The following is a 25,772-nucleotide window of genomic DNA, read 5'->3' on the forward strand; positions in this document are numbered from 1 at the left end:
AATAACTGAAGCAGTTTTAGTTTTTAATTGCGACAATAGATGCAAAGTTAAAACATTGAAACCATAGTACAACATCGTCAAAGCCGGCTTTTTTTAATCGTACCTGATGGGCATCGAAGGTTTCAGCGCGCAGCACATTTTCGATTGATTCCCGCTTCTGGCTAATTTCCAACTCACTGTAGCCATTGCGACGCTTAAACTCATGGTGCAAGTCAATTAATAACTCATTGCCTTGGGGTGAGTCATGACGCAACTTTTCAGAAAGAATAAAAATACCACCGGGAGCCAAGCCATCGTATATAGATTGGATGATAGCATTTCGCTTCGATGGCTCAATAAACTGTAAGGTAAAGTTCATGACCACACTCGATGCATTTTCGATATGAATATTGGTTAAATCATCACAAATGACGTCAATCGGAGTATTGGATTTGTAAGACTTCACATTGCGCTCACAACGATCCACCATAGCCTCCGAGTTATCCACGGCAATAATACGACATGCTTTTGCTTCGATGTAACGCGCAGCTGCAAGGCTCACTGCTCCCAATGAACAACCAAGATCGTAAATATTGGATGAATCTGTTGCATAACGACCCACAAGCTGACCTATAGCGTCAACAATAGTGCTATACCCTGGTACCGAGCGCTGAATCATATCTGGAAAAACATCAGCAACCGCATCGTCAAAACGAAATTTGCTAACTTGTTGAGGCTGGGAATAAATGGCGTCTTTGCCTGAATGCATGAGATAAAACTTCTACTGATTACGTTTGGTAATTCTACCCGCACCGCCTGCGCCAAGCAATTCCCCTGTCCGAAACGACGAACATCTATTGCCATACATTTCGCTAATACAGATTATGCGGATAAGTTGTACAGATTTAGTTACATCAAACTTGCGGCTTCTGATAGAATATGTCACATAAATTGCAGGGTAGTTAATTAATCCCTTCATTATTATCGACTAAAGTATTAGTCTTGTAACTTAATGTAGAATTATTTATTGAAGGCACATAAATGGCAAAGTTTTTAATCGCTGATGATCATCCGCTTTTTCGTGAAGCTTTAGTTGGTGCGTTGAATCCGTTATTTGAAGAAGTTGAGATCTTACAATCGGATTCTCTTGATTCAACGTTAAATTCATTGGATGCAAATCCGGATATTGATTTAATTTTGCTTGATTTACACATGCCAGGTTGTGAAAATTTTTATGGCCTGATACGCGTTACCCAAGACTACCCACAAATTCCAGTTGCCGTTGTTTCTGCGAGCGACTCTATCGAAGTCGTGTCGTATGTTATGAGTTTCGGTGCGAAAGGTTTTGTACCCAAGTCTAGCCCCACACCTATGATTGCTGAAGCGCTTAGAAGCATCATGAATGGTGAAGTGTGGTTAACAGATGACCTAAAAACTAAAATAGCGGAAGTTGATAGTGATGAAATTAACTTAGCGCAAAGAATTGCTGAATTAACGCCTAAGCAATTTCAAGTATTAAAACTAATTCACGACGGATTGTTAAATAAACAAATTGCCCATGAATTGAATGTGACAGAAGCTACAGTGAAAGCACATATCAGCGCAGTATTCAGAAAGTTGGAAGTCAATACCCGAACACAAGCGGTATTGTTGCTTAAAAAGTTAAATTTAGAAGATTAATACAATTTTAGCTTAAACACGTTAGTTAATGCTTCTTTTAACTAACGTGTTTCTTGGCAACGTTATTCGCTTTGGGCGCTTTCACCGAAATTTAATGGTAAACCATTCAACAATTTTTGATTAAATGAATGGAATCGTTGAATTGCAGTAATCAAATCAGGTGTATGCACCTCTCCCATTTGATTAATTAATCCGTTAATTAAATCATCGTATTGCTCACCACTTTCCAGTTTTTGTCTAGATTGCTCAAAAACATCGAGCATTTTATCCAAATAGTGAGCCACGGGTTTCACGGCTTTATTCGGATCACCTCTGGGATCCTTTTCACTAAAGTGTGAAACAGACTCATACGCTTGAATCGATTGAGTTTGCTCTTGTTTAGTTAATTGTAAAGCAAACCCTGTTAGTTCTTTTTCATCATAACCGAGCTTAAGAGCCTGATTAAATGCAGACTCAATATCACCATTAAAGAATTCGTCAGCTAAATCACTCGCATCAGCAACAAGCGTACCGATCGCTTTTATTTCATCTTCGTCAAGTTGCCCCTGAACAGTGAAGGATAAAGCGCTACTATTAAAGTGTTCGTAGCGCTCTGTGCCAACAACATGGCTGGCAATGTTTGCATTCGCTTCGCTACTAACTGTTGGTTGATATTCAGCATTAGTTTCATTGTCCTTATTTGCAAGTGGGGTTGTGCTGCTTAACACCTCACTTGCCCGTTCCGTTAGATCACCGGTAGCCTGTTGATGTGGCGGTTCAACAGGTTGATCAAACCGTTGTTCTTGCTGTAATTCAACTAATGATTTCTGGTTAAATTCAAAACTCTCTAAATTTTCAAAGCGAATGTTGATTTCATCCCCCTCTAAAGTGCGAATACGCAATTCGCCGCTATCACGACGTTCATAATTCACTTGGTTCTCCAAAGAGACTTTAGTAGCAGTGGTTTCTTGAGGGTCATCGAAGATAGACTCTCTTAGTTTCTGCAAGCCTGAATCAATTAACTCTTGGCTGCGACGAATACCCGTTTTAATTTCGTCGTTCATGAGTCCTGCAAGGTCCTTTTCAGCCATACCGATACCTTTGCGTACGCCTGCGTGGGCTTGCTCTAACAATGAGTTAAGTGCCTCTTCGTCGGCACCTTTACTCTGAGCATGTTTAACAGCCCCACCAACAAAGTTGAGGACGTTGCGTGCAACTTCCTCAAAATCAAATAAGCCTTTCCCTTCACCTTCCTGCTCGGTTTTCTGCTGGCCGCGAAATTCAGGTTTGCTTGGCCCCAAAGAAACACTGTGGCTCAATGAATTCATCAACACTTGCGCGGCAAATGTACTTTTTGATGACAGCTCACCACTTAATGATGCTTTATCACCGACCATATCCTGAGCTTGTTCTAAGCCAGCATCTCGTAATTTGTTTTGCATGCTGTTTGCTGCCCCTAAGTGGGTCGGCTTATCATGCATGAAAGCTTTTATTTCATTAATATTCATTTCAGCTACCTCACTATCCTCAATAGTTTATCGGCTGCAATGTGGTTAAATTTAGTACAATTCATCGCATTCAAAAACTAATATTGCACAAGCGCCGAAAACACTTACAATCCCGCGCTTGATAAACAGACTTCTTGGAGAATTGCCGTGCGCCCAACTGAAATTAATCCCGCGGACTATGACAAACAACTCGCACAAAAGGTTGATAGCGTAGAACAATCTTTTAAGGCTTTCTCTATGCCAAACATTGAGGTTTTTACTTCCGCGGCACTAAATTACCGAATGCGCGCTGAGTTTAGAATGTGGCATGACGGGGATAACCTTGATCATGTTATGTTCGACCAAGCCACCAAACAAAAATATTCAGTAAAGCAGTTCCCGCCTGCAAGCGTTATTATCAATAAAGTCATGGCCAAGCTGGTACCTCTGCTAAAAAACAATGAAGTGTTACGCAGAAAATTGTTTCAGATTGATTATTTAAGCACCTTAACGGACGAAGTATTGGTCTCTCTGGTTTATCACAAGCCTTTGGAAGAGGAGTGGCTTAGAGAAGCAACGTTACTGCGTAAAGTGTTAAGGGAAGAATTTAAAATAGATCTTATTGGTCGAGCCAAAAAACAAAAAGTGCTTCTGGATAAAGATTATGTATTAGAAGCGCTACCGGTTAATGAACGAATTTATACCTTTAAGCAAATAGAAAATAGTTTTACCCAACCAAACGCGGGGGTGAATAGTAAAATGCTCGAATGGGCGCTTGATGTCACTCAAGACTGCGAAGGCGATTTACTCGAGTTATACTGCGGCGCGGGTAACTTTAGTTTGCCATTAGCACAGAATTTCAAAAAAGTACTAGCAACCGAGATATCAAAGTCATCCGTTGCGGCAGCACAGCACAATATACGTTTAAACAATATTGAGAACGTTACAATTTTGCGCATGTCTAGCGAAGAGTTCGTACAAGCCCTGAATAACGAACGCAGTTTTAGGCGGCTAGAAGGTGTCAACCTTCAGGATTACAACTGTCAGACCGTGCTTGTAGACCCGCCGCGCTCAGGACTTGACGATGAAACGCTAGCTATGGTGCAAGGTTATGCCAACATTGTATATATTTCATGCAATCCTGAAACACTCAAAGACAACTTAGTCGAATTACAAAAAACCCATAATATTGCGCGTTTCGCGTTGTTTGATCAGTTTCCCTATACCCATCACGTGGAGTCAGGCGTTTTTCTGCAAAAACGTTAAGTGCCAGCAGCTTCCTTTGCCCCATTGGCGATAAAGCGCAGCTGCAATTTAACGCGCTTTGCCAGCACGGCTTGTTGCTCGGGGCTTGAGTCTAACGCCTCAGCCCCAGCACTAAAGACTAGTTTAACCATGGCTTCAGCTTGCAAGTTAGCAAACCGATATGACAAACCTGTACTGGTCATGGTGTAGTCAGTTAACTCTACAATGAAATGTTGAATTTCTCGCAATACCGCCGCTCTAAACGCTAGCGATGTACCCGTATGTTCACGTAGTAATAACCTAAAAACGTTACTGTGAGCACAAATGAACTCCATAAACGTATCCACTGAAGTATTGATCACCCCCCCCCCCGACGCTATACGCAGTCGTGCCTGTCGCATTAGCTGCCTGAGGTTTAAACCCGCTTCGTCAACTAAGGTTAACCCCAGTTCATCTATATCTTTAAAGTGGCGATAAAAAGAAGTTGGCGCAATACCCGCTGCGCGGGCGACTTCGCGTAGACTTACGCTCGACAAACTCCGTTGCTCATCAAGCAAACTAAATGCAGCTTCAATGATTGCACGTCTCGTCTTAAGTTTTTGTTCTTGACGACTCAAAGGGCACTCCAATTGAAAACAGAATTTTTATATATTATCAATATTTAGCACTATTCAGCACGATAATTATCGCTAAAGCAGATAAATCGCTTGCTAATTAGGCGCTAGATAAGCTAAATTAGCGTACAAGTGTAAGCTCAATTAAGTCCTGCCTCTGTAATGAAAAAACCGCGTTTAATTATCACCAACATTTTAGTCTTTGTGATCACAGGCCTAATCGCATTGTTGCTTGTTCCGTACATTGCGTTTACGCAAGGTTTCGATGGTGCAGAAATCATTGCTTGTATCACGCTTATATATTTCTCAGGTATGTCAATTACTGCGGGATATCATAGGCTATGGGCGCACAAAGCGTATGAAGCAAATTCAGTTGTTCGTGCAGTGTTGGCTGTTGGCGGTGCAATGGCGTTACAAAACAGTATTTTACACTGGGTATCTGATCACAGAATTCATCATAGGCACGTAGATGACAACGATAAAGATCCATACTCTGCTAAACGTGGTTTCTGGTATTCTCACATGGGCTGGATGTTAAGGGAGTATCAAGTTGACAGATACTCGGATTACAGTAATTGCAAAGATCTGCAAAAAGATAAAATAGTAGTCTGGCAGCACAAATATTATCTTCCAATTATGCTGATTTCAAATTTCGGCATTCCAATGCTATTGGGGTGGCTCAATGGCGATATATTCGGCATGTTATTGCTAGCAGGCTTTTTCCGTCTGGTGGTAGTTCACCAAGTTACCTTCTTTATCAATTCGCTGGCTCATATTTGGGGACGACAACCGTATACCGACAAAAATACCGCCCGTGATAACGATATTTTAGCCTTCTTCACTTTCGGTGAGGGGTATCATAATTATCACCATATTTTTGAATACGATTATCGTAATGGCATAAAGTGGTGGCAATTTGATCCGACTAAGTGGCTCATTCGAGGATTATCATTTATCGGTTGGACAAAAAATTTACGTCGCTGTCCTGAAGAGCGAATCGAAAAAGCAAAGATGGCAATGCAGCTGCAACGCGCACAAAAGAGCTTATCTGTGCTCCCCAATGCAGATGAAATATTGCATAGCCTACAGCAGGAATATGACCTAATACTGCATAAAATGGCCGAGATGTATGCTACCAAAAAGCGCTTAATGGAAATTCGCAAACACAAGTTAAAGCGTAACTATGAAAAACTAGAATTGGATTTCAAATACCGAGAACTTAAATACAATCTTGAGTTGCAGAAGCAAAAATGGTTACAACTCTACCAAGTTAAGTACCAGATGGCATAAACGAAAAGAGCTCCCAAAAGGGGGCTTTTTTATTGCCGATAAAAAGTGAAAAGAAAATCGTTTCGAAGTAGAAGAATTGAAAAATATACGTTCAATACAAAGCGGAAAGCATTGTATTGAACGATAGAGCGCTGTTTAACGAGTGTTTTTACTCAGCTAAGTTTAGTGCTAATAGCTCTGACTCAGCTAACGCGTCTTTATGAGCAATGACATTAATACGCATTTCTTTTTCAAAAAATTGCATAGTAGCAATAGCATTTGCGTCTTGCACTTGAGTTTTCTGGGCAATGTCTAGTTGCATTTCGCGAAACGTTACGTTTTGCTGAATTTTATTAGCGATACATGAACCGTCAATAGCAAATGTAGTTGATTCCATGCAGTCGAACAGTCTATTGTTCTGAGTATCAGCTTGAGCAGCGGTTGCTGCGAATGCGCTTAATAAGGCGATGATTGATAATTTGATTCTTAACATTTTGATTTCCTCGATAATTCGCTTAGCAAAGTGCTGAGCATCGCAATCCAATGTGGAAACAAACCAAGCTCTAAACCACAGGATTATGACAATAATATGACAAAACTGTCTTTTTTGGAAGGTTTTTTAAATTAACGACTTTGATAACGCAAGAAATTGCCAACTGTGTAAGGCATCCTTGCCCTTGGCGCCACGACCAATAATTCAAGGAAATCAATACTCTAAGGTGTTAATTGTAGGTCAAGCACCGGGGAAGCTTGCCCATGAAACAAAATTGCCGTGGAACGATGCATCTGGTGTAAGGTTGAGAAAGTGGCTGGGCATATCAACGGAAAAGTTTTACGATGCAAACAATATCGCTATATTACCCATGGGCTTTTGCTATCCTGGAAAAGCCAAAAGTGGTGATAAGCCACCAAGAAAAGAATGTGCACCCACATGGCATGAGCGTTTGATTAATAGCATGTCAATTGAGCACATTTTATTGATTGGCCAATATGCCCAGACTTACTACTTAAACGATAAACTGTCGTTAACTGAGCGGGTAACAAACTGGAAGTCCTATCAACCTAAGTACTTTGTTTTACCCCACCCATCTCCGCGAAATAATATTTGGCTCAAAAAACACCCATGGTTTGAGGATGAAATTGTACCTCATATGCAAAGAGTGTTGACTAAAGTATTGTAAATTCAGATAGTTAAGTAGTTTTATGTTGTTCAATAAACATCATAAGATCGTCAAAAGGCATGGGTTTAGCGTACATAAAACCTTGAGCTTCGTCACAACCTAGCTTCAACAAAAAGTTAGCCTGCTCGGGTTTCTCAATACCTTCTGCAATCGTTCTAAGGCCTAATTTCGCTCCTAACGTAACGATTGTTTCTGCGATAAAAGCTGACTTATTGGGGCTGATTTCATTGACAAAAGCACGGTCGACCTTTAATCGATCTAAAGGTAGTTGCTGTAAGTAGCTCATGGAAGAAAAGCCTGTACCAAAGTCATCAAGAGCCACCTTGACACCGAACTCTTTTAGCTCATGTAGCGCGTCTACCACTAGTTGTGGTTCATCCATGACGATACTTTCGGTAATTTCCAATTCAATACATTCTGGGGCGAGGCCATTGTCTACGATTGCCTTTTTCACCAAGTCAATAAACTCGGGATCCCTGAACTGCGGCATTGACACGTTTACCGCCATTCGCAGTCCAGTGAAATTAGCTTCATTAAGCAACCTCAATTTTTCACAAGCTTCATGCATGACCCAAGCGCCAATATCGATAATTAAACCAGAATATTCTGCTAAAGGAACAAATACGGCCGGGGAAACAAACCCACCATCAGATGAAGGCCAGCGCAGTAGCGCTTCCATGCCAATAATTTCTTGAGTAACTAAATCAATTTGCGGTTGATACCATAACTGTAGCTTCCGTTCACCGAAATCATCACGCAATTGACGGATCATATCTAAGCGCCACGTTGTTTGCTCTTCCATTTCCGGGGCGTAATATTCAAAATTCGTTTTTAAGCTCTTCTTGGCACGATTTAACGCGATATTTGCATGTTTTAGAATATTGATGCCGCTGTGTTTTTTACCGTTGAAACGATAAAAACCAAATGCCGCACTAAGGGGAAGCATATGATCACCCGCTTGAAATGCATTGCTAAATAGGCCTTGAAGCGTAGCTGGGTTTACTTCTCGTTCAGTGCCTACAACCGCAAAGACATCTGACCCAATACGTCCTAAAGCAGTCGCCATGGGGAAAGTTGACTCAATACGCTGCGCCAATGCAAGCAATGTATCATTCCCTGTGTCTTGGCCTAACCCGTCATTAATATCGGCAAAATGATTGATATCAATCAGCGCTACGACATCATTTGCATGCGCCGCATCATTACTTATATCACTCAATCTATTGATGAATTCGACCCGATTTGGCAACTTGGTCAACCAATCTTTAAAGGCTGCCGTATGAAGCTGATGAAACAAGTTCACATTCTCGTAGCCAATTGAAATACTTGATAAAAATACTTCTATCAGCTGTTTATACTCATCAGAAATTTCTTGACCGACTTTCAAATAAACAGCCGCGTCATAATCTGAACTATTTAAGTAAAGCACCGTAAAATGCTTGCCATATATATGTTGCTGCTGCTGCAAACACTGATTAACTGCTTGCACTATTTTTTCATCATGCAAGTTGTCAATCTTGGTATTGATATAGCTCGCAAACTCGCCCGCAGCCCCTAAAACATAAACCGCGTTCTCATCTTTTTCGATAACAGAGCCTGCTCGTGCGCATACTACTCCTGAAGAGTCTAAACCGATTAATGAGCTTATCTGGGTGACAACCCCTTCACAGAAACGGTTAATAGAATGCTCTTCTAGCAAATTGGAGGCAGCCTGAATAATTTTCTCCAGACCAATTCTGCTCTGGTTAATGGTCAGTATTTGTTGATATGAACGTAGCGAGGCAATAATTGTGGTCACTAATTTACCGCGGGTTAATTCGGTTTTTGTCTTATAATCATTAATATCATACTCTTTAATCACACTTTCTTCAGGAGCATACCCTGGCTGACCTGTACGTAAAATAATACGCGGCTCCGCTAACCCCATTTCATTACGCATTGTTTGGGCGACTTGAAGACCAGCATCATCAGTTTCCATAACGACGTCTAATAAAATGATGGCAAGAGTTGAACCAAGAGACTGAATTATTTCAAGCGCTTGGGCTTTCGAATAAGCATGATAAAAGGTCAAATTTCGGTTGTTAAGAACAAGATCTGATAATGCCAAGCGTGTTACTGAGTGAATTTCTTCGTCATCGTCTACAACTAATACATTCCAGCTACCGGTGAACTCTGTATTGTCTGCCGTATTTTCCTCAGACAGGAAAATCAGCTCATCATTCTCATATTCCATTGGACACATTTAAATTACGATTCTCTTGAGTTTACCTAACCACTACAGCACTATTTCTTAAGTCTAGCTAAATCTTGACCAAATCAAAAATTAGTTTATCCAATATATTACCGAATGCCATGCTACTAGGATTGAGTACAGTATGGTAAATAAAATTTACTAAATTAGATATGTGAATGAGTACCTAATGAAAATAGACAGCCAAAATACGTCTCATACAGCGCAAGTTACCCAGAGCTCTTCTATTCAATCAGAAGCGAAATCGACTAGCCAAACAACAACTGCGCAGCCGAATCCAGAAACAAAAGGCACTGTGGCACTCATGACCCAGTGGTTTGCGCAAATCGGCGTATCTTTACCTTATCAAGGCTTACGCGCAAACAGTATTGAAAGCCGAGTACAGAAACGCCAGAAAATAGCGGCACAGCGTAAGCTAACCAACATAGAAAGTGTCTTTGAAAAAGCACTCAAGTTTTGCATCGAAGATGGTAAGAACGAACGTCTTGACCCTGATTGGTTTTATAACTTTGTAAATATGGCTGAGGAGATCCATTCCCCCGCCATGCAGGAGTTGTGGGGCAAAATATTTGCCGTTGAAACCAATCGACCTGGCAGTTTTTCACTTCGTACCCTGCTAATTTTAAAACAATTAACTCACAAAGATGCACAAACATTTCGTAGGGCCGTTTTTTTATCAAGTAGACGAAAAGGCGATACAACTCCCAAGATACTCACCGGGTTTTATCAACAACCTTCGATACTAGCGGTATTCCGCCTGCGAAAAGAGCTGCAACTTAACTTAGCAACATTTGGGTTGAGTTATCCTGACCTATTGTCGTTAATCGACCTCGGCTTAATACATCAAACTGAAATTGAGTCGGGAGAATGGCCTATAAACACAGAGGTCGAATGGAGAAGCAATGGCCAAACGTTTCACTTAAATGCTAAGAAGCAGGGAACAACACTTAAATATTTTAAATTTACGACTTCTGGCGCAGAGTTGTTCACTTTGGTAGGCGCCAATAAGCAAGACAAATACTTAGAGGCGCTTAAGCTGACATTAAACAATGCGTTTGTAATCAGTTAAATACCATCACCATCACCAAATTCGTGTAAGCCACATTCGCGCTTTAAGCCAAAGAAACGGGTGTCTTTCTCATCCATTCCTTCTTGCAACGAACGTGTGGTATGCCAATCGCCAATCGACACGTAGCCTTGTTCCCATAATGGGTGATAAGGCATGTCATTGTCTTTTAAATAGTAATGAACGTCTTTATTGCTCCAATCAAGGATCGGATACACCTTCACTTGACGTGTTAATTTTTGCAAAATTGATAACGATTCACGCATTTCAGATTGACTACGGCGCAATCCGGCAAACCAGGTTTTAACCTCTAGTTCTGAGAGTGCCTGTTGCATAGGCTGTACTTTATTCAGCTTATTGTACTGCTCTATACCCTCGGCTCCTTTTTCCCATAATTTACCGAAGCGTGCTTCCTGCCAAGCACCAGACATAGGTGCTCGGTATACTTGCAGATTAAGATTCAAGCGTTCGGTTAGTTCATCAATAAACTGATACGTCTCCGGAAACAAATATCCAGTGTCAGTCAAGACCACTGGGATATCAGGAAACTGCTGGGTGAGCATATGTAACATCACTGCAGCTTGAGCACCGAAACTTGAAGACAACATAAAAGTTGGCTCCAAATTTTCAAGCGCCCAGGTCACCCGCTGAACCGCACTTTTCGCTTCCAACTGCTGGTTCAGCTCTTCCAATGAAACCTGCGTTAAAATCTTAGGAGTGCCGTCGTTTGGCTCAGCATTTTGCGACGACTGCAATGTTAGGTTACGCATAAAAATCCTCAGCGGAATTAATCACTTCTGCGATGACACCAGTGCGAATAACAAAATCACCAAACGATTCATCGCTTTGTCCGTCTTTCGCCCATTTGCCGATTAAAACGTCAAGCTCGTCCATAATTTGTTGCTCACCGATGTTCTCTTTGTACATCTTAGGAATACGCGTACCTTCGCGGTTTCCACCTAGGTGTAAGTTATATTTTCCAGGTCCTTTACCGACCAAACCAATTTCAGCCAGCATGGCGCGACCGCAGCCATTAGGACAACCGGTAACGCGATAAATAATGCTCTTTTGCGCTATTTCATGTTTAGCTAACAAGCCCTCTAACTGAGTCACTGCTTCAGGTAAATAGCGCTCTGCCTCTGCCATCGCTAAGGGGCAAGTAGGCAGAGCAACACAGGCCATAGAGTCTTTGCGCTGAGCTGACAATTCATCTTCAATCAAGCCGTGGGCTCTGGCGATTTCTTCAATTTTCGCTTTGTTCTGCTCGCTGACACCCGCCACAATTAAGTTTTGATTAGCGGTCAAACGGAAATCACCCTCATGTATTTTGGCAATTTCGGCACAGCCCGTTTTTAGCGGCTTACCGGGATAATCTAAAATACGACCGTTTTCGATAAACAAGGTAAGGTGATGTTTTCCGTCAATGCCTTCAACCCAACCGATGCGATCACCACGCTCGGTAAACTCATAAGCCTGACTGTCGCCAAACGTAATGCCAGCACGCTTTTCTACTTCCGCTTTGAAGTTGTCAACGCCTACTCGCTCAAGGGTGTATTTTGTTTTAGCATTCTTACGATTGACACGGTTTCCCCAATCACGTTGAGTAGTAACAACAGCTTCAGCGACTGCAAGCGTGTCTTCTACACGAATAAAACCAAAGTCACTTGCTTTACGTGGGAAGGTAGCGTGGTCTCCATGTGTCATCGCCAGACCACCGCCGACTAACACATTAAAACCAACTAACTTGCCATCTTTAGAAATAGCAATGAAGTTCAAATCGTTTGCGTGCACGTCCACGTCATTGAGAGGCGGTATAGCCACTGTTGTTTTAAATTTACGCGGCAAATAATGAGAGCCCAAAATAGGTTCATGATCCGTGGTTTCTTTTTTCTCACCATCTAGCCATATTTCTGCATAAGCACGTGTTTTAGGTAACAAATGCTCACTGATTTTGGTCGCCCACTCATAGGCTTCTTGATGTACAGCTGACTCAATTGGGTTTGAAGTACATAGTACGTTGCGATTAACATCACCGGCTGTTGCAATTGAATCGATACCCACTTGATTAAGCGTTTGGTGCATGAGCTTAATATTCGGTTTAAGCACACCATGAAACTGAAACGTTTGGCGTGTGGTTAAACGAATACTGCCGTACAGTGACTTATCTTCGGCAAATTTATCAATTGCCAACCATTGTTCAGGCTTAATGATGCCTCCGGGTAAACGTGCACGTAGCATCACGTTTTGCAGCGGCTCTAACTTTTGCTTCGCGCGTTCAGCACGAAGGTCACGGTCATCTTGTTGATACATACCGTGAAAACGAATTAGCTGGAAGTTATCACCGACAAATGCGCCGGTTAAATCATCTTTTAAGTCTTCAGCGATTGTGCCACGTAAAAAATTGCTCTCGCCTTTAAGGCGCTCGTTGTCGGCCAGCTTGCCTTGCACAACGAATTTATTGTCTGTTGTCATTAATAAACGTCCTTCTGATAACGTTTTGCTCTGCGCAATGCAGTTAAATATTCTTCGGCAGCTTCGGCGCTCTTCGCACCGTGCTTTTGTACGATTTCAACCAGTGCAGCATGCACGTCTTTAGCCATATGATTGGCATCACCACACACATAAAAGTGCGCGCCTTGCTCAAGCCATTCAAACACTTCAGCGCCTTGCTCTAGTAAGCGGTGCTGCACATATATTTTGTCTTCTTGGTCCCGGGAAAATGCCAATGTGACCTTATTCAGCACACCGTCTTTTACAAAACGTTGCCACTCTGTTTGATATAAAAAGTCTTGGGTGTAATTAGGGTTACCAAAGAACAACCAGTTTTTACCTTCAGCTTCTTGTGCTTCTCGCTCTTGCATAAAAGCTCTGAATGGAGCAATACCAGTACCAGGACCAACCATGATTACGGGGGTATCAGTACTTTCAGGTAAACGGAAGTTGTCGTTCTTTTCAACGAAAACTTGTACTTCACCGCCCTCTTCTAGACGCTGAGCTAAATAGCCAGAGGCTCCACCTTGATGAACTTGACCGTGTGCATCGTATTCAACTAACGCTACGGTTAGATGTACTTCATCTTCAACCTCGGCTTGACTTGATGCAATAGAGTACAACCGCGGCGTAATACCACGCAGCATATCAACCAAAGCTTGAGCACCAGCTTTAGCAGGGTATTGACGTACAATATCAATAATCTGACGCTCACCTAAGAAAGCGCGTAATCCTGCTTTGTCTTCGATCAGGGCATTCAGTTCAGGGTTATTGGCAAGCCCAGCATAAGCTGTGGCAAATGACGGGTAACTCTGGGTTAACTCACGCTTTTCAATTAAGGCATCGCGCACTGACAACGTATCATCACTAATAGTCACCTGTGCTGAGCCATCAAGTTCAAGCAAGGCGAGCAACTCGTCTACCATAACGGGATCATTTTTAAACCAAACGCCAAGCGCATCCCCAGGACGATATTGGATGCTTGAGTCTTCAAGTGAAATTTCAATGTGTCTAATATCTTTCACTGAGTCACGGCCAGTGATTTTCTGGCTGTCCAATAGACTTGCTGTATAAGGATTCTTTTTAGAATACTGCGCTGCAGCGACTGACAAACTCGGTTTGCCCACGTGAGGCATAGAGACCACATGCGAATTGCTTTTCGCTTTAAGCTCGTCTTGAACCTTGTCTAAGACTTTTTGAGACCAGGTATCGGCGGCATCATCATAATCAACATCGCAATCAGCACGATCAACAATACGGGTTGCGCCTAGCTCTTCGAGTTTCTTATCGAAATCTTTCGCTGTCTGGCAGAAAAATTCGTAACTGCTATCACCTAGGCCTAACACAGAAAAGCTTAAATTAGGAAGCTTAGGGGCTTTCTTACTTGATAGAAAATCATGTAATTCAACGGCATCATCAGGTGCGTCCCCTTCACCGTGGGTACTGACAATAACGACTACATGACTTTCATTCTTCAGTTGCTTAACTTTGTAATCAGCCATGTTGACTAACTTGGCAGAAATACCAGCCGCATCCATCTTGGCTTTGTAACCTTGCGCCAATGCTTTCGCATTACCCGTTTGAGAACCATATAATATGGTGATGAATTTCTCAGGACTGGCTGAATCTCCTACCATCGGAGACGTATGGGCGGTGGGAACTCCAGTCTGAGTTTGAGCTAACCCTGCTAAATAACCACTTAACCAGCCCAATTGCGCAGGCGTAAGTGATGGCGTCAACTGATTAAGCTGTGCCCACTGAGTGTCGCTTAGAGCGGTTGTGGAACCTAAATTTTGCTGTGTATTTAATGACATAATATCGCTAACCTCGAATGCTATGGCACTAGGTTAGCGATCTATCTTCATAACAGGAAAGAATAAATACTAATTTTTTATTACTTAATGGACTGAGCGAAAAGTCAACTATTCACTACAGCCCTGCCAGATTAGAAATGCACTTCAACACCGACGAATGCGCCGCTAAATTCGAAGTCAGTATAGATGCCGTCTAAATCATCTAATTCCATCTTCAATTGGCGATAGCCCAACTGCAATGTAGCGTCAATGGCTATGTTGTCGAGTAATCCATACGTGACGGCAGCCTGGTAGTCTGAGATGGTGTTATCATCGAACGCCAAAAAGCTTCCTTCAAGGTAAGCTCCAAGACCAGTAAAAGGAACCCCTACAGCAACGCGAGAGTACAACATAGGTACAAACCCAGAAAAATCCTGGGCTGCATTTTGCGTTGCATCATTTTGCGCTTCAAGGTAAATGTCCCCGTCGAGGTGCTTGGCATTCACACCTAAATCAAAGCTGACCAAATCGTTATCAAACAATTCGTAATAAACTATGTAATCAGTACTCACCAAATCAAGGTTAGTGTTAACAGAGGTATTAGCTGAGAATAACTCTCCACCATAGGTCATACTCGAAGACAGCAGAGTCTGCCCGTTGGTATCTAAACCTGTGCGCTGTAGCTTTATGTTTGGCAACAAAGGCACTGGGTGTTCTAACGCAACGTAAAAGCTACCTTTGGTTTCATCTTCAAAGTTAAAGTCTACATTACTGTTGTCGTCTGAAAACCCACCAGTGGTTTCCATATCCCATGCTTGCGCTCCCGCATATACGCCTAAAAGGGTGTCTGCTTGGCTAGAAAAGCTAGAAAGAGCCAATACCAATGCACCAGCACAGAGTGATTTGTTCATGCGTTATCCTTGATTTAACAGTTCAGAAAGTTCAATTAGAGCAGCATTTGCTCGGGAAATATAGTTCGCCATGACCAAAGAGTGGTTGGCTAGCATACCGAAGCCACTGCCATTCAAAATCATTGGGCTGAAAATTGATTCTTGGGTCGATTCGAGCTCACGGATGATCTGCTGAACGCTAACGCGAGCGTTCTTTTTATCTAGAACATCAGCGAAGTCAACTTCAACCGCCTTTAGAAAATGAATCAAAGCCCAGCTAGCGCCGCGAGCTTCGTAAAAATTGTTATCCAACTGAAACCAACTGGTTTGTTCACGCAATTCCTCTGCAGGAATACTTCCAGCGCTATTGTCACCCGCAAAGCTGGTATCGAGTCTGTCTTGGCCCACACTGACACTTAACTTTTGAGATAAGTTGCCGAGCCTTTTTTCTACCTGTTTGACCCAGTCACGCAAATTATCAGCGCGAGCGTAAAATTGTGCACTACCTTGACGACTAGTCGATAGGCTCGTTCGGTACTGATAGAGCTTGTCAATCGCATCTTGATACTGAGATTCCGCTGACGGCAATAACCAACTGCGGTGATCGATATTGAGTTTTGGTTGGGCATCAGTCAAAAACGGATTTTCACTGGACTGCGACTGAGAGCGACTAATATCTTTACGCATTGATAACGCCAAATCACGGGACATTTCTAATGCACCGAATTCCCAACTTGGCATGTTATCCATGAACAATCCTGGAGGCATGACATCATTTGATAAGTAACCACCGGATTTATTTAACAAGGTTTCAGTTACGGTAATTAAGCTAGTAGTCAATGTGTAGCCAGGTACAAGTTTTTCGTTGTGCTGCGCAGCGTAATCTTGAGCTGTCTGCTTAGGGTTAAACGTGGCCGGCTCGAAACTCCAATAAATAGCGATCAGCCAGAAAATGATAAATAAAATTGCTGCTGCACTTAGCAACCATTTGGGGGTTAAATATTTTTGCATGTTCACCTCCTAGTGATGACGATGTTGATTAGGTGATACGACGTGGGCATCGAATTTGATCTGTTGGCCGTCTTTTGTCATTAATGCTAAAGACACTATTTGCTCTTTTTTCAAAGGCTGTTTCAAGCCGAAGATCATCATGTGCAAGCCACCTGGCGCAAACGTAATAGTTTTACCGGCAGGAATAATAACAGCGCTTTGCTGTTCCATTCGCATAACGTCGCCACTCATTATGTGATTGTGCAACTCCACTTTATTGGCGATATCCGCTTTGCCTCCAATTAGGGTAACGTCGTTCTCACCATTATTCTCGATTGTAAAATAAGCTGATGTATTGGGAACACTAGGCGGCAATAAGCGAATTTTCGCCTGCGTAATGTGCAATTCAGCAAGGGCAATATTCGAGATCAATATCAATGTGGTGGCAATAAAAGCGCGTGCAGTAAGTAGCATCTACAATTCCATCTTAATAGACCAAAACAGAATTATTCAGTAAATCCGTGCAAGATGCTACCCATTCCAATAGATGGACGTCCATGTGCTTCACTTATAAAAATAGTTTGCTGTTACAATTACGAGTATCCGTCACTGTCTTTTTTTGTCTTTAAGTGCCCATATTATAATAATCGCTCCAAGTATTACGGGCCAAATGCTACTTAGGCCAGCGAACACTAAGGCCCCTAATACCGCAAATACGGTAAATCCAATGGCCGCCACAAGACTTAGTGCAACAGCAAAGCCAATCATCACCAATACGACACCGACTATCACCAGAAGCGCTAAAGACGTCACCGGCTCAACAAAATCACTGTCTAATTGAAGACGAATATCGAGTAGATCAGAAGCGGCATAACCTAAGCTGTAGGTAATTAATATCCCAATGAGAACCGCTAGTGCTAGATTTTTAAGTACATTCATGGGCGTGTCGGTAATAGTATCACTGCCATACCATAGGCCACAGCTGTAGGTACCGGTAAAAGTAATAAGCTAGCGATTGCTGCAACGCGTATTGCCCAGCGCGGTTGATGCCAATGCTTCGCAAGCCCAGCACAAACACCTGATATTTTTGCGTGCACACTATCCCGATGAAGCCTATTCAAATCAATATAATTTCTCATTTCATTCTCCTAATATACGGTAAGCAACAGTCCGTCGCAGCTCCCCTTCTTGCAATACTTCTAGCGACTCGAAGAATTCCCAGCGCTTAAGCTACTTTTTTTCTTAGCTCGGTAAGTTGTTTTTCAATTTCGTCGTTCGCTTCTAATTCATCGAACTGCGCACTGAGGCTTTTTGTTTCACTGACCAAATCGAACGCGTCAACTTGCGCTTCTAAGTCATCGATGCGGCGCTCGTATTGATCAAATTTTACAATCGCAGTGTCCACTTTGTTGTAAGCATCCGAACTTCTTAACTTCAAGCGAGTACTTTGCGTACGTTGCTTGATCATTAGTGTTTTTTGCTTTGCTTTGGCTTCGAGCAACTTATCGTTTAACTGACTGCTATCATTTTGCAATTTGCCGATAGCCTCTTGCGCTTCATTTAGCTGCTCGTATAGCCCGTCTAAAGCCTGAGCAACTCGCTGTTTTTCGCCAAGCGCAGCTCTTGCTAAGTCTTCCCTGTCTTTTTGCAAGGCAATTTGTGCTTTGTTTTGCCAATTCGTACTTTCGATTTCTAATTTGTGGATGCGACGTTCAATTTGTTTTTTATCCGCTAATACAGTGGCAGCCACTGAACGTACCTCAACTAATGTGTCCTGCATTTCTAAAATTAGATGCTTAATCATCTTCTCAGGATCTTCAGCCTTATCCAGCAATGCATTGATATTTGATTGCACGATATCTGACATTCTTGTAAATAAACCCATAATAAATCTCCACTTGGTTAGGTTTATTGGCTGTACGTTTCGTGCAACCAACAAATGATTTCTCTCTCTAAGTGGATACATTACAAGTGTTATGCCACTTAGAAAGAAAAGGCTAAGTGGCTGAAATAATTAAGTTATCCACGAACATCACTTCTATGTGCAGCAGCTCACTTAAGAATTAGTAGCGAATTTGACCAACTTAGTGGCTAAAATGACGAAGGAGCTAGCAAAAATTATTTTTAAAAAACACATTTAGAATTTGCAGGCGGTCATTTTTTGAGCGTATGATGGAGCAATCAGCTCATAAAATGAGCAGTTATGTTCGATGGTTTTATTACGCTAAGGAATAAGCACATGACCCACGACGAAATCCGATCACTTGTTTTTGCAGCGCTCGAATTGACAAATCAGTCTCGCGAAGACGACGCGCAAGTCCCTATCGCATCTGACACCCCTCTTTTTGGCAAACAAGGACATCTAGACTCCATGGGCCTAGTGGCTCTTCTTATTGACATCGAAGATATGCTGCAAGACCAAGAAATTCATGTATCCCTAAGCGATGAGCGAGCCATGTCAGCGGCAAACAGTCCATTTAAAAATGTCAGCACGCTTGTAGCGCATATAGACTCACTTTTAAAAGGAGAGTAACCCGATGCGCCACATACTTGTTACTGGGGCGAGCCGTGGACTTGGGTTGTCCATGGTCGAGCATTTATTAGCGCAAGGCGATACCGTGCTTGGCTGCTCTCGCGGAAAGAGCTCTTTTTCACATGAAAATTACCATCACTTTGAAGCAGATGTTTCAAACGAAGAGCAAGTTAACGATCTATTTATTAAAGTAAGAAAATCATTTAAATACATAGATGTATTGATTAATAACGCTGGGGTTGCACGCATGAACGCCTTCGCGCTAACCCCTTTTAAGAATATGCGTGAAACCATAGACGTAAACTATGCGGGCACTTTTATGTGTTGCCAAAAAGCAATCAGCTTACTAAGAAAGTCAAGAAACCCTCGCATCATCAATATGAGTACAGTTGCTGTGCCGATGAACTTAGAGGGAGAAGCGGCTTACGCCGCGTCCAAAAGTGCGGTTGAGTCACTAACGCGTGTACTCGCAAAAGAACTCAGCAGCTTTGGTATAACGTGCAATGCGATTGGCCCATCGCCAATAGCCACAGACCTAATACGAGGGGTGGGTGAGGAAAAAATAGCACGCCTAGTCAAACAACAAGCAATACCCAAAATGGCGCAACCAGAGGATGTGCTCAATTTGATTGATTTTTTCGTTAAGCCCGAAAGCAATATGATCACCGGTCAAATCATTTATCTAGGAGGGATATCATGACGGTACAATTTTTATTGGACAAAATGGCAGCGCTAAAAGACCAAGAGGCGGTCGCAGTAGGCAGAAACGTCATCACATATGGACAATTATTAACAAAATATCATGATTGGCTTGAATGGATAAAAACAGAAAAAATTCAACAAGGTGAAGTCGTTAGTATTAAGTCAGATTACAGTGCCGATAGTATTTCCTTGTTTCTCGCTTTAACCCATAATCGCAATATTATTGTCCCGCTTTCAAATGACTCAAAAGCGCATTTTGATACCTTTTGTGACATAGCCCAAAATCAATACGATATTATACTCGGCGATGGCCCTGTTTCCTTAGTACGAACAAATAATCAACCAGACCATGAACTCTACAAAGTATTGCATAAGAGAAATCAACCAGGTTTGGTGTTGTTTTCCTCAGGCTCAACGGGCAAAAGCAAAGCAATATTTCATGATTTATCGCAACTTTTACATAAGTTTACTGTACCGCGAAAAATGATGCGCACGCTGGCTTTTTTGCAATTTGATCATATAGGTGGTGTGAATACTTTACTTTATACCTTGGCAAATGGCGGAACCGCTGTGGTGCCAGCAAAACGTACACCAGAGTCCGTATGTGAAGCTATCGATACTCACCAAGTCGAAGTCTTGCCTACTTCCCCTACCTTTATAAATTTGCTATTGCTCTCCGGGGCAGCTGACGATGCTGACCTTAGCTCTCTAAAGTTGATTACCTATGGCACGGAGACTATGCCCGACAGCACGTTAGCGGCAATAACCGCTCGGTTTCCAGAAACCAAGCTTTTACAAACTTATGGCTTATCTGAAGTAGGTATTCTGCGCTCTAAATCCAGAGATTCGAAGTCGCTCTGGGTAAAAGTAGGCGGCGCTGAATTTGAAACTAAAATTATCGAAGGTCGGCTATGGATAAAATCTGAATCGGCCATGCTAGGTTACTTAAATGCCCCGTCGCCCTTTGATGAAGAAGGTTTTTTGGATACCGGCGATCAAGTTGAACAGGATGGTGAGTGGATAAAAATACTCGGTAGGCAAAGCGAAATTATTAACGTGGGCGGAGAAAAAGTCTATCCAGCTGAGGTCGAAAGTGTGGTCCTCGAAATGGCTGGTGTAGAAGACGCTGCTGTATATTCACTGCCACACGCCATCACTGGCATGATTGTCGCGATTGAAATCAAATTAGACACCGACGAAACATTAACTGAGTTCAAGACAAGATTAAGACAACACTGCTCCGATCGATTACAAGCATATAAAATCCCCAGAAAAATAACCTTGATTGACAACTATACTCATAACGCACGTTTCAAAAGAATGCGGAAACGATCGTAAAACAGCCCCGCCCCGGCCAATTTACGACTCAACAAGGATATTGACTATGCGCAGCACTATTAAATTAATCATAAACCGCTTTTGCCAGCTATTGGTATTACCTATGGCTATCACCTGTTGGCTAGAAGTTCGGCTCACATCACACTCTGAAGCTATATTTTCATTTTGGACTCACACTGTTTCAATCTTTCCTGGACTGCCAGGTGTGTTTTTACGCAGGGCTTTTTATTCACTGACCTTAGAAAAATGCTCCCTCAATGCGTATATAGGATTTGGAACTATCTTTGCTCATCGTAGTACTGTAGTTGAAGACAACGTTTATACTGGTATTTATTGTTCAATAGGTTCAGCCCACTTAGGTAAAAACAGTCTTATTGGTAGCCATTCGAGCCTGCTCAGCGGAAATACTCAGCACACGCGTAACGACGAAAGTGGCGAATGGATGGCGTTTTCTTCAGAAAATATAAAGCGAATTGATATAGCTGAAAACGTATGGATAGGAGAAGGCGCAATAATACTCGCAAGTATCGGTAAGGGCTCTTTGGTGGCCGCAGGAGCGGTGGTCAACACGAACGTGAAAGCAAACATAGTTGTTGCCGGTAACCCCGCCAGGTTTGTCAAAAGCTTTGAGCCAATTGCGCCCGCGATAACACCCGAGCATAAGCTAAGCGATGCTGTTCTAACCTCCCAACCCGAGGTGTGATTGCTCATGAACAAAGTACGTTGTGATTTTGTCGACTGGATGAAAGCGGTGGGGATGTTTCTCATTGTGTTTGGGCATTTCTTTGGCGACCCATTTAATCAGTTCACACAACCCGTTTATCCCAAGCAACTTGGGGTTGCGATGTTTGTTTTTATCATGGGTTGGGGTCTAGGAAAAATAAATGATGCAAGATATGAGGTAAGCTATAACAGGCTTTTCCCAATGTTTTTTTGGGGAGCCATTATCGCTTTGCTCATCAGTTTCATTAGTTTATTTGCGATTCAAGATTTAGCAGAGAGTAATTACGCTCCCCTCTTTCTAGGGGTTAATGTAGTATTTAATTTCTTTCCTGCAAACCCAACAACTTGGTTTATAGGCACCTATTTTCACATTATTTTACTGTGGGTACTTTTCTTTCATCGTGTGAAAATCACACCAATAATCCTGTTTAGTAGTTTGATTTTTGAGATCGTATTTCGTTGTTATTTTATCAACGCCAACTCTATCTTCATCGCCTATATGTCACTTCCAAATTGGTTGACTTTATTTTTACTCGGTATGTATATGTGTCAACGAAAAGATAGTGAAAACTCCCAAGGGCTAATTTTACGTGGTTTTACTTGGGGGACGTTTTTAGTGATTTGGGCCGTCACATTAAATATGCTTGAGGTATCCAATAGATTTCCCTTTAAGAGCATTGAGCTAAGCTCACCTTTTATAAATGCTTTAGTAACATCGTCCTTCGTATCGCTTGTTTATATCGCAAATACATTATTCAGTATTGCTGTATTCTCTCGAATTTCGGCAGGGCGAATTGTTCGATTTTTTTCGCGCAATACAATCATTGTGTTTATCGGCCATATGCCACTTTATTTCGTTATTGAGCCCATTGTGCAGATTGTATTTCCAAGTGGGTGGCCAAAACGATTATGCATTGTTCTAATCATGTACATCGGGCTATCTTGGGTGTCGGAGCTGCTTCACAAATGGATCAAGATGGATCAAATTAAAAAATGGGGATGGGAGAAGATCACACAGTTGATGCCGCAATTAGCAAAATCTCAATAATACAAACAGCGGTCAATACTACACAGAGTGACCGCTGTTTATGTGTGAGCCTGTCGGGCCAGAAGAGGTAGAAATGCTTTCCTGTAACGAAGTGATTATGGAAAACAAAACTGCACCCGCTATATAAGCGACCACCGGTGCAAACAAAAGCGTAATCAGAGTGTTATGGTCAAACATACTCAACTCCTTATTCTGCTTGGTCTTTATCTTCTTCCGTATTTAATTCGGTAATCGTAATCTTACTCGCAATAACAGGGGCGTCACTATCGATACTAAACATATTGCTTGCCGTTAACACTGCTTCCTGGATACCGTATTGAAGTTCACTTTTTGTGCTTTCAATGGTTTTCACCATCATGCCACTGACAAACTGTTCAAGGTTTACTTCTGCTGCTGATACGTGTGAGCTAAAAGCAAAAGTTGATGATAGAGCGATTGCTGCGATAGTTGTTTTAGTAAACATGATATTTCCTCTCGTTTAATGGTATTTCGCTTAAGTCTATAAGCGTTATTGTTAAGTCGAGTGAAATATTGCGAGAGTTGTGCCAAGTATAAAATATATTTTAAGCCATTGATTTTGCTAAAATATATTTTATACCTCACCTGATAACAAAATTAAAGCTGGGTTAAAAAAACAACAGGTTAGCAAAAACCACCACTTAGGTGGTTAAATTAACTAACCCTGCTGTCTTGATAGGCTTTTGCTGTAGCACGAGCTTCGTTAACAGCGGCTAATGCGTTGACCAATAACTCTGGTCCTACTTGCAAACCGTTTTTGCTTTGACCTGTTCCATGCTGGCTTAAATAGCGGCGCCACACGCGCCCGCCAGGCTGGCCTTGAAATAACCCCAGCATATGCCGGGCAATATTCCATGCTCGCGCTCCACTTGTCATCTGCTTTTCTACATAAGGTAGCATGGTCTGCACGATTTCTTCCCTGCTAGGAACTGGGGCTTGGTCTTGATAGAAGCGTTTATCTACATCGGCCAAAATATACGGATTGCTATATACTTCGCGGCCAATCATAACGCCATCGAGTTTGTCTAGATGTAAAGCTGCATCATCAAGCGTTTTAACCCCGCCGTTGATGCTTAAATTAAGATGTGGAAACTCTTCTTTTAGCGCGTAGACTCGGTCATACATTAAAGGCGGAATATCGCGATTTTCTTTCGGGCTTAGCCCTTTAAGCCAAGCTTTACGAGCATGAACTGTAAATATTTTGCAACCAGCATCCGCAACAACCTGAATAAAATCGGTTAAATCCTTATACTCATCCATGTCATCAATACCGATGCGGGATTTAACCGTAACCGGAATATCGACTTCTTTTTGCATAGCATGAATACAGTCAGCGACGGTCTTTGGCTCTGCCATCAAACAAGCACCAAAACGACCGTTTTGCACCCTATCAGATGGGCAACCAACGTTAATGTTCACTTCGTCATAGCCACGCTCTTGGGCCAGCACAGCACAGCGCGCCATATCCGCAGGGTCTGAACCGCCAAGTTGCAAGGCTACCGGATGCTCTGCTTCATTAAATGCTAAATAATCACCTTTACCGAAAATAATTGCCCCGGTCGTCACCATCTCCGTATATAACAAAGCGTGCTTGGAAATTTGACGCAAAAAATAACGGCAATGCTTATCAGTCCAATCCAGCATTGGTGCGACAGAGATAGTGCGATTGAGGGGAGCAGAGGGAGTATTCACTGAAAGCCTTTCATAAATAGTTAATATTTTTTTAACCAACACCAAACACAGGTAATGATCAATTCGCCCACAGAAATAAGCGAGAACACAAATAAGCCGCGAATTATAACACCACAGCGCAAACGCACAAACCTTGAGTACACCAGATACAAAGAGACCGCTAATCTAGCGGTCTCGTTTATAGTAGGGAGTAAAGCTTCTATTTACTTCCAAGCAAACTTTTTAAATGGTTCATCAAGTGGTGTTTCTGCAACATGGTTGGTGTAGTTGCTCATCACTTTTTGCGATAGGCATAGAATAATTTCTAGTAGCTGTCTTTGCCCATAACCTGCTGCATAGAATTTTTGTATTACATCGTCAGATACGATGCCCCGCTCGCGCACCATAGCCAAGGTCGTTTCGTGTAGTACTTGCAGTTTTTCTGTTGGCATCGCGTCTTTATTGCGCAGCGCCTCAATGAGATCGGCAGAAACCTTCATCGAGTGGGCAATAGCCGTATGTGCAGGCACACAATAGGTACAGTTGTGCTCAACATTGATCGTCTGCCATACCACGGTCAGCTCTTCTGCGTCGAATGATGAGTCCATAAACAACTTATGAAGTACTTGATAACCTTCGAGCAAGCCAGGGGCTTCAGCCATGACGGCATGTAAGTTAGGAAGCATGCCATTTGTTTTTTGTGACTGCTCCAAAATAGGTTTACTTTTTTCAGGCGCTGTTTCTACTGTGTGAAGGGTAAAATCTGTCATCGTATTATCTCCAGCTATTGAGGTTAATTTCGGGACTTAATTAAGTCAGTACGGG

Annotated in this window: 28 protein-coding genes; 10 read left to right on the forward strand and 18 right to left on the reverse strand. The window is 42.2% G+C overall.

Going from position 1 to position 25,772, the window contains the following annotated elements:
• Positions 1–16 precede the first annotated feature (16 nt).
• Positions 17–748 (reverse strand): carboxy-S-adenosyl-L-methionine synthase CmoA, encoded by a 732-nt coding sequence (cmoA, locus tag FX988_RS11680; RefSeq protein ID WP_160180017.1) that lies wholly within the window; start codon positions 746–748, stop codon positions 17–19.
• A 272-nt stretch (positions 749–1,020) separates the two neighbouring features.
• Here cmoA and FX988_RS11685 point away from each other — a divergent pair, with 272 nt between their 5' ends.
• Entirely contained in the window at positions 1,021–1,659 is a 639-nt protein-coding gene (locus FX988_RS11685; protein WP_160180018.1) for a response regulator transcription factor, read from the forward strand.
• A gap of 62 nt (positions 1,660–1,721) precedes the next feature.
• Here FX988_RS11685 and FX988_RS11690 read toward each other — a convergent pair whose 3' ends face one another.
• Entirely contained in the window at positions 1,722–3,146 is a 1,425-nt protein-coding gene (locus FX988_RS11690; protein ID WP_160180019.1) for a DUF5610 domain-containing protein, read from the reverse strand.
• Between the two features lie 147 nt (positions 3,147–3,293).
• Here FX988_RS11690 and trmA point away from each other — a divergent pair, with 147 nt between their 5' ends.
• Positions 3,294–4,391: a tRNA (uridine(54)-C5)-methyltransferase TrmA gene (trmA, locus tag FX988_RS11695; protein WP_160180020.1), complete on the forward strand. Its 1,098-nt coding sequence runs from the start codon at positions 3,294–3,296 to the stop codon at positions 4,389–4,391.
• On the opposite strand, the gene fabR is transcribed toward trmA, so the two are convergent.
• On the reverse strand, positions 4,388–4,987 hold the full coding sequence (gene fabR / locus FX988_RS11700; protein ID WP_160180021.1) for an HTH-type transcriptional repressor FabR: 600 nt from the start codon (positions 4,985–4,987) through the stop codon (positions 4,388–4,390). The two genes, trmA and fabR, sit on opposite strands and share 4 nt — an antisense overlap.
• A gap of 159 nt (positions 4,988–5,146) precedes the next feature.
• Between fabR and FX988_RS11705 the strand changes: the two genes are divergently transcribed.
• On the forward strand, positions 5,147–6,274 hold the full coding sequence (locus FX988_RS11705) for an acyl-CoA desaturase (RefSeq protein ID WP_160180022.1): 1,128 nt from the start codon (positions 5,147–5,149) through the stop codon (positions 6,272–6,274).
• Positions 6,275–6,422: 148 nt separating this feature from the next.
• Here the strand turns inward: FX988_RS11705 and FX988_RS11710 are convergent, their stop codons facing one another.
• On the reverse strand, positions 6,423–6,746 hold the full coding sequence (locus FX988_RS11710) for a hypothetical protein (protein ID WP_160180023.1): 324 nt from the start codon (positions 6,744–6,746) through the stop codon (positions 6,423–6,425).
• 178 nt (positions 6,747–6,924) lie between these two features.
• On the opposite strand from FX988_RS11710, the gene FX988_RS11715 reads away from it, so the two are divergent.
• Entirely contained in the window at positions 6,925–7,434 is a 510-nt protein-coding gene (locus FX988_RS11715; RefSeq protein ID WP_160180024.1) for a uracil-DNA glycosylase family protein, read from the forward strand.
• Positions 7,435–7,444: 10 nt separating this feature from the next.
• On the opposite strand, the gene FX988_RS11720 is transcribed toward FX988_RS11715, so the two are convergent.
• The gene (locus FX988_RS11720) at positions 7,445–9,676 is read right to left on the reverse strand and encodes an EAL domain-containing protein (RefSeq protein WP_201751588.1); all 2,232 of its coding nucleotides are present in this window, start codon (positions 9,674–9,676) and stop codon (positions 7,445–7,447) included.
• Between the two features lie 178 nt (positions 9,677–9,854).
• On the opposite strand from FX988_RS11720, the gene FX988_RS11725 reads away from it, so the two are divergent.
• Entirely contained in the window at positions 9,855–10,754 is a 900-nt protein-coding gene (locus FX988_RS11725; protein WP_160180026.1) for a TIGR03899 family protein, read from the forward strand.
• Here FX988_RS11725 and FX988_RS11730 read toward each other — a convergent pair.
• The 9 genes from FX988_RS11730 to pspA all read right to left on the reverse strand — a co-directional run bounded on the left by FX988_RS11730 (position 10,751) and on the right by pspA (position 18,799).
• Complete coding sequence (locus FX988_RS11730; RefSeq protein WP_160180027.1) at positions 10,751–11,521, reverse strand: phosphoadenylyl-sulfate reductase; 771 nt, start codon at positions 11,519–11,521, stop codon at positions 10,751–10,753. The two genes, FX988_RS11725 and FX988_RS11730, sit on opposite strands and share 4 nt — an antisense overlap.
• Entirely contained in the window at positions 11,514–13,223 is a 1,710-nt protein-coding gene (gene cysI / locus FX988_RS11735; protein WP_160180028.1) for an assimilatory sulfite reductase (NADPH) hemoprotein subunit, read from the reverse strand. The genes FX988_RS11730 and cysI overlap by 8 nt, the downstream gene beginning before the upstream one ends.
• Positions 13,223–15,055, reverse strand: coding sequence for an assimilatory sulfite reductase (NADPH) flavoprotein subunit (locus tag FX988_RS11740; RefSeq protein WP_160180029.1), 1,833 nt, complete (start codon positions 15,053–15,055; stop codon positions 13,223–13,225). The genes cysI and FX988_RS11740 overlap by 1 nt, the downstream gene beginning before the upstream one ends.
• 131 nt (positions 15,056–15,186) lie before the next feature.
• Positions 15,187–15,945, reverse strand: a complete 759-nt coding sequence (locus FX988_RS11745) for a TIGR04219 family outer membrane beta-barrel protein (RefSeq protein ID WP_160180030.1) — start codon at positions 15,943–15,945, stop codon at positions 15,187–15,189.
• 3 nt (positions 15,946–15,948) lie between these two features.
• Positions 15,949–16,935, reverse strand: a complete 987-nt coding sequence (locus FX988_RS11750) for a DUF2333 family protein (protein WP_007986964.1) — start codon at positions 16,933–16,935, stop codon at positions 15,949–15,951.
• A 9-nt stretch (positions 16,936–16,944) separates the two neighbouring features.
• Complete coding sequence (locus FX988_RS11755) at positions 16,945–17,388, reverse strand: copper chaperone PCu(A)C (protein ID WP_160180031.1); 444 nt, start codon at positions 17,386–17,388, stop codon at positions 16,945–16,947.
• A 132-nt stretch (positions 17,389–17,520) separates the two neighbouring features.
• Positions 17,521–17,853 carry a hypothetical protein gene (locus FX988_RS11760; RefSeq protein WP_160180032.1) on the reverse strand — a complete coding sequence of 111 codons (333 nt, stop codon included), beginning with the start codon at positions 17,851–17,853 and terminating at the stop codon, positions 17,521–17,523.
• On the reverse strand, positions 17,850–18,053 hold the full coding sequence (locus FX988_RS11765) for a PspC domain-containing protein (RefSeq protein ID WP_160180033.1): 204 nt from the start codon (positions 18,051–18,053) through the stop codon (positions 17,850–17,852). Before FX988_RS11765 ends, FX988_RS11760 begins: the two co-directional genes overlap by 4 nt.
• Positions 18,054–18,139: 86 nt before the next feature.
• Positions 18,140–18,799 (reverse strand): phage shock protein PspA, encoded by a 660-nt coding sequence (gene pspA / locus FX988_RS11770; protein ID WP_160180034.1) that lies wholly within the window; start codon positions 18,797–18,799, stop codon positions 18,140–18,142.
• 354 nt (positions 18,800–19,153) lie between these two features.
• Between pspA and FX988_RS11775 the strand changes: the two genes are divergently transcribed.
• The 5 genes from FX988_RS11775 to FX988_RS11795 are packed head-to-tail and all read left to right on the forward strand — an operon-like array spanning position 19,154 to position 23,258.
• Positions 19,154–19,447: a hypothetical protein gene (locus tag FX988_RS11775; RefSeq protein WP_160180035.1), complete on the forward strand. Its 294-nt coding sequence runs from the start codon at positions 19,154–19,156 to the stop codon at positions 19,445–19,447.
• A 4-nt stretch (positions 19,448–19,451) separates the two neighbouring features.
• Positions 19,452–20,147, forward strand: a complete 696-nt coding sequence (locus FX988_RS11780; protein ID WP_160180036.1) for an SDR family NAD(P)-dependent oxidoreductase — start codon at positions 19,452–19,454, stop codon at positions 20,145–20,147.
• Entirely contained in the window at positions 20,144–21,487 is a 1,344-nt protein-coding gene (locus FX988_RS11785; protein WP_160180037.1) for an ANL family adenylate-forming protein, read from the forward strand. Before FX988_RS11780 ends, FX988_RS11785 begins: the two co-directional genes overlap by 4 nt.
• 46 nt (positions 21,488–21,533) lie before the next feature.
• Positions 21,534–22,190: an acyltransferase gene (locus FX988_RS11790; RefSeq protein ID WP_160180038.1), complete on the forward strand. Its 657-nt coding sequence runs from the start codon at positions 21,534–21,536 to the stop codon at positions 22,188–22,190.
• A gap of 6 nt (positions 22,191–22,196) precedes the next feature.
• Positions 22,197–23,258 (forward strand): acyltransferase family protein, encoded by a 1,062-nt coding sequence (locus FX988_RS11795; protein ID WP_160180039.1) that lies wholly within the window; start codon positions 22,197–22,199, stop codon positions 23,256–23,258.
• Between the two features lie 18 nt (positions 23,259–23,276).
• Here the strand turns inward: FX988_RS11795 and FX988_RS21630 are convergent, their stop codons facing one another.
• The 4 genes from FX988_RS21630 to FX988_RS11810 form a co-directional block, all read right to left on the reverse strand.
• Positions 23,277–23,435 (reverse strand): hypothetical protein, encoded by a 159-nt coding sequence (locus FX988_RS21630; RefSeq protein WP_201751589.1) that lies wholly within the window; start codon positions 23,433–23,435, stop codon positions 23,277–23,279.
• Positions 23,436–23,445: 10 nt separating this feature from the next.
• Positions 23,446–23,721, reverse strand: a complete 276-nt coding sequence (locus FX988_RS11800) for a hypothetical protein (RefSeq protein ID WP_160180040.1) — start codon at positions 23,719–23,721, stop codon at positions 23,446–23,448.
• A 209-nt stretch (positions 23,722–23,930) separates the two neighbouring features.
• A complete protein-coding gene (gene dusA / locus FX988_RS11805; protein WP_160180041.1) occupies positions 23,931–24,968 on the reverse strand; it encodes a tRNA dihydrouridine(20/20a) synthase DusA in 1,038 nt (345 codons plus the stop codon).
• A gap of 203 nt (positions 24,969–25,171) precedes the next feature.
• Positions 25,172–25,717 (reverse strand): carboxymuconolactone decarboxylase family protein, encoded by a 546-nt coding sequence (locus FX988_RS11810; protein ID WP_160180042.1) that lies wholly within the window; start codon positions 25,715–25,717, stop codon positions 25,172–25,174.
• Positions 25,718–25,772: the final 55 nt, after the last annotated feature.

The sequence above is a fragment of the Paraglaciecola mesophila genome, assembly GCF_009906955.1.
Lineage (GTDB): Bacteria > Pseudomonadota > Gammaproteobacteria > Enterobacterales > Alteromonadaceae > Paraglaciecola > Paraglaciecola mesophila_A.

What these genes read in the sequence shown, in the direction of transcription:
- cmoA (WP_160180017.1), bottom strand. Translation starts at nt 748, where the DNA reads ATGCATTCAGGCAAAGACGCCATTTATTCCCAGCCTCAACAAGTTAGC.
- FX988_RS11685 (WP_160180018.1), top strand. Translation starts at nt 1,021, where the DNA reads ATGGCAAAGTTTTTAATCGCTGATGATCATCCGCTTTTTCGTGAAGCT.
- FX988_RS11690 (WP_160180019.1), bottom strand. Translation starts at nt 3,146, where the DNA reads ATGAATATTAATGAAATAAAAGCTTTCATGCATGATAAGCCGACCCAC.
- FX988_RS11705 (WP_160180022.1), top strand. Translation starts at nt 5,147, where the DNA reads ATGAAAAAACCGCGTTTAATTATCACCAACATTTTAGTCTTTGTGATC.
- FX988_RS11710 (WP_160180023.1), bottom strand. Translation starts at nt 6,746, where the DNA reads ATGTTAAGAATCAAATTATCAATCATCGCCTTATTAAGCGCATTCGCA.
- FX988_RS11720 (WP_201751588.1), bottom strand. Translation starts at nt 9,676, where the DNA reads ATGTGTCCAATGGAATATGAGAATGATGAGCTGATTTTCCTGTCTGAG.
- FX988_RS11725 (WP_160180026.1), top strand. Translation starts at nt 9,855, where the DNA reads ATGAAAATAGACAGCCAAAATACGTCTCATACAGCGCAAGTTACCCAG.
- FX988_RS11730 (WP_160180027.1), bottom strand. Translation starts at nt 11,521, where the DNA reads ATGCGTAACCTAACATTGCAGTCGTCGCAAAATGCTGAGCCAAACGAC.
- cysI (WP_160180028.1), bottom strand. Translation starts at nt 13,223, where the DNA reads ATGACAACAGACAATAAATTCGTTGTGCAAGGCAAGCTGGCCGACAAC.
- FX988_RS11740 (WP_160180029.1), bottom strand. Translation starts at nt 15,055, where the DNA reads ATGTCATTAAATACACAGCAAAATTTAGGTTCCACAACCGCTCTAAGC.
- FX988_RS11745 (WP_160180030.1), bottom strand. Translation starts at nt 15,945, where the DNA reads ATGAACAAATCACTCTGTGCTGGTGCATTGGTATTGGCTCTTTCTAGC.
- FX988_RS11750 (WP_007986964.1), bottom strand. Translation starts at nt 16,935, where the DNA reads ATGCAAAAATATTTAACCCCCAAATGGTTGCTAAGTGCAGCAGCAATT.
- FX988_RS11755 (WP_160180031.1), bottom strand. Translation starts at nt 17,388, where the DNA reads ATGCTACTTACTGCACGCGCTTTTATTGCCACCACATTGATATTGATC.
- FX988_RS11760 (WP_160180032.1), bottom strand. Translation starts at nt 17,853, where the DNA reads ATGAATGTACTTAAAAATCTAGCACTAGCGGTTCTCATTGGGATATTA.
- FX988_RS11765 (WP_160180033.1), bottom strand. Translation starts at nt 18,053, where the DNA reads ATGAGAAATTATATTGATTTGAATAGGCTTCATCGGGATAGTGTGCAC.
- pspA (WP_160180034.1), bottom strand. Translation starts at nt 18,799, where the DNA reads ATGGGTTTATTTACAAGAATGTCAGATATCGTGCAATCAAATATCAAT.
- FX988_RS11775 (WP_160180035.1), top strand. Translation starts at nt 19,154, where the DNA reads ATGACCCACGACGAAATCCGATCACTTGTTTTTGCAGCGCTCGAATTG.
- FX988_RS11780 (WP_160180036.1), top strand. Translation starts at nt 19,452, where the DNA reads ATGCGCCACATACTTGTTACTGGGGCGAGCCGTGGACTTGGGTTGTCC.
- FX988_RS11785 (WP_160180037.1), top strand. Translation starts at nt 20,144, where the DNA reads ATGACGGTACAATTTTTATTGGACAAAATGGCAGCGCTAAAAGACCAA.
- FX988_RS11790 (WP_160180038.1), top strand. Translation starts at nt 21,534, where the DNA reads ATGCGCAGCACTATTAAATTAATCATAAACCGCTTTTGCCAGCTATTG.
- FX988_RS11795 (WP_160180039.1), top strand. Translation starts at nt 22,197, where the DNA reads ATGAACAAAGTACGTTGTGATTTTGTCGACTGGATGAAAGCGGTGGGG.
- FX988_RS21630 (WP_201751589.1), bottom strand. Translation starts at nt 23,435, where the DNA reads ATGTTTGACCATAACACTCTGATTACGCTTTTGTTTGCACCGGTGGTC.
- FX988_RS11800 (WP_160180040.1), bottom strand. Translation starts at nt 23,721, where the DNA reads ATGTTTACTAAAACAACTATCGCAGCAATCGCTCTATCATCAACTTTT.
- FX988_RS11810 (WP_160180042.1), bottom strand. Translation starts at nt 25,717, where the DNA reads ATGACAGATTTTACCCTTCACACAGTAGAAACAGCGCCTGAAAAAAGT.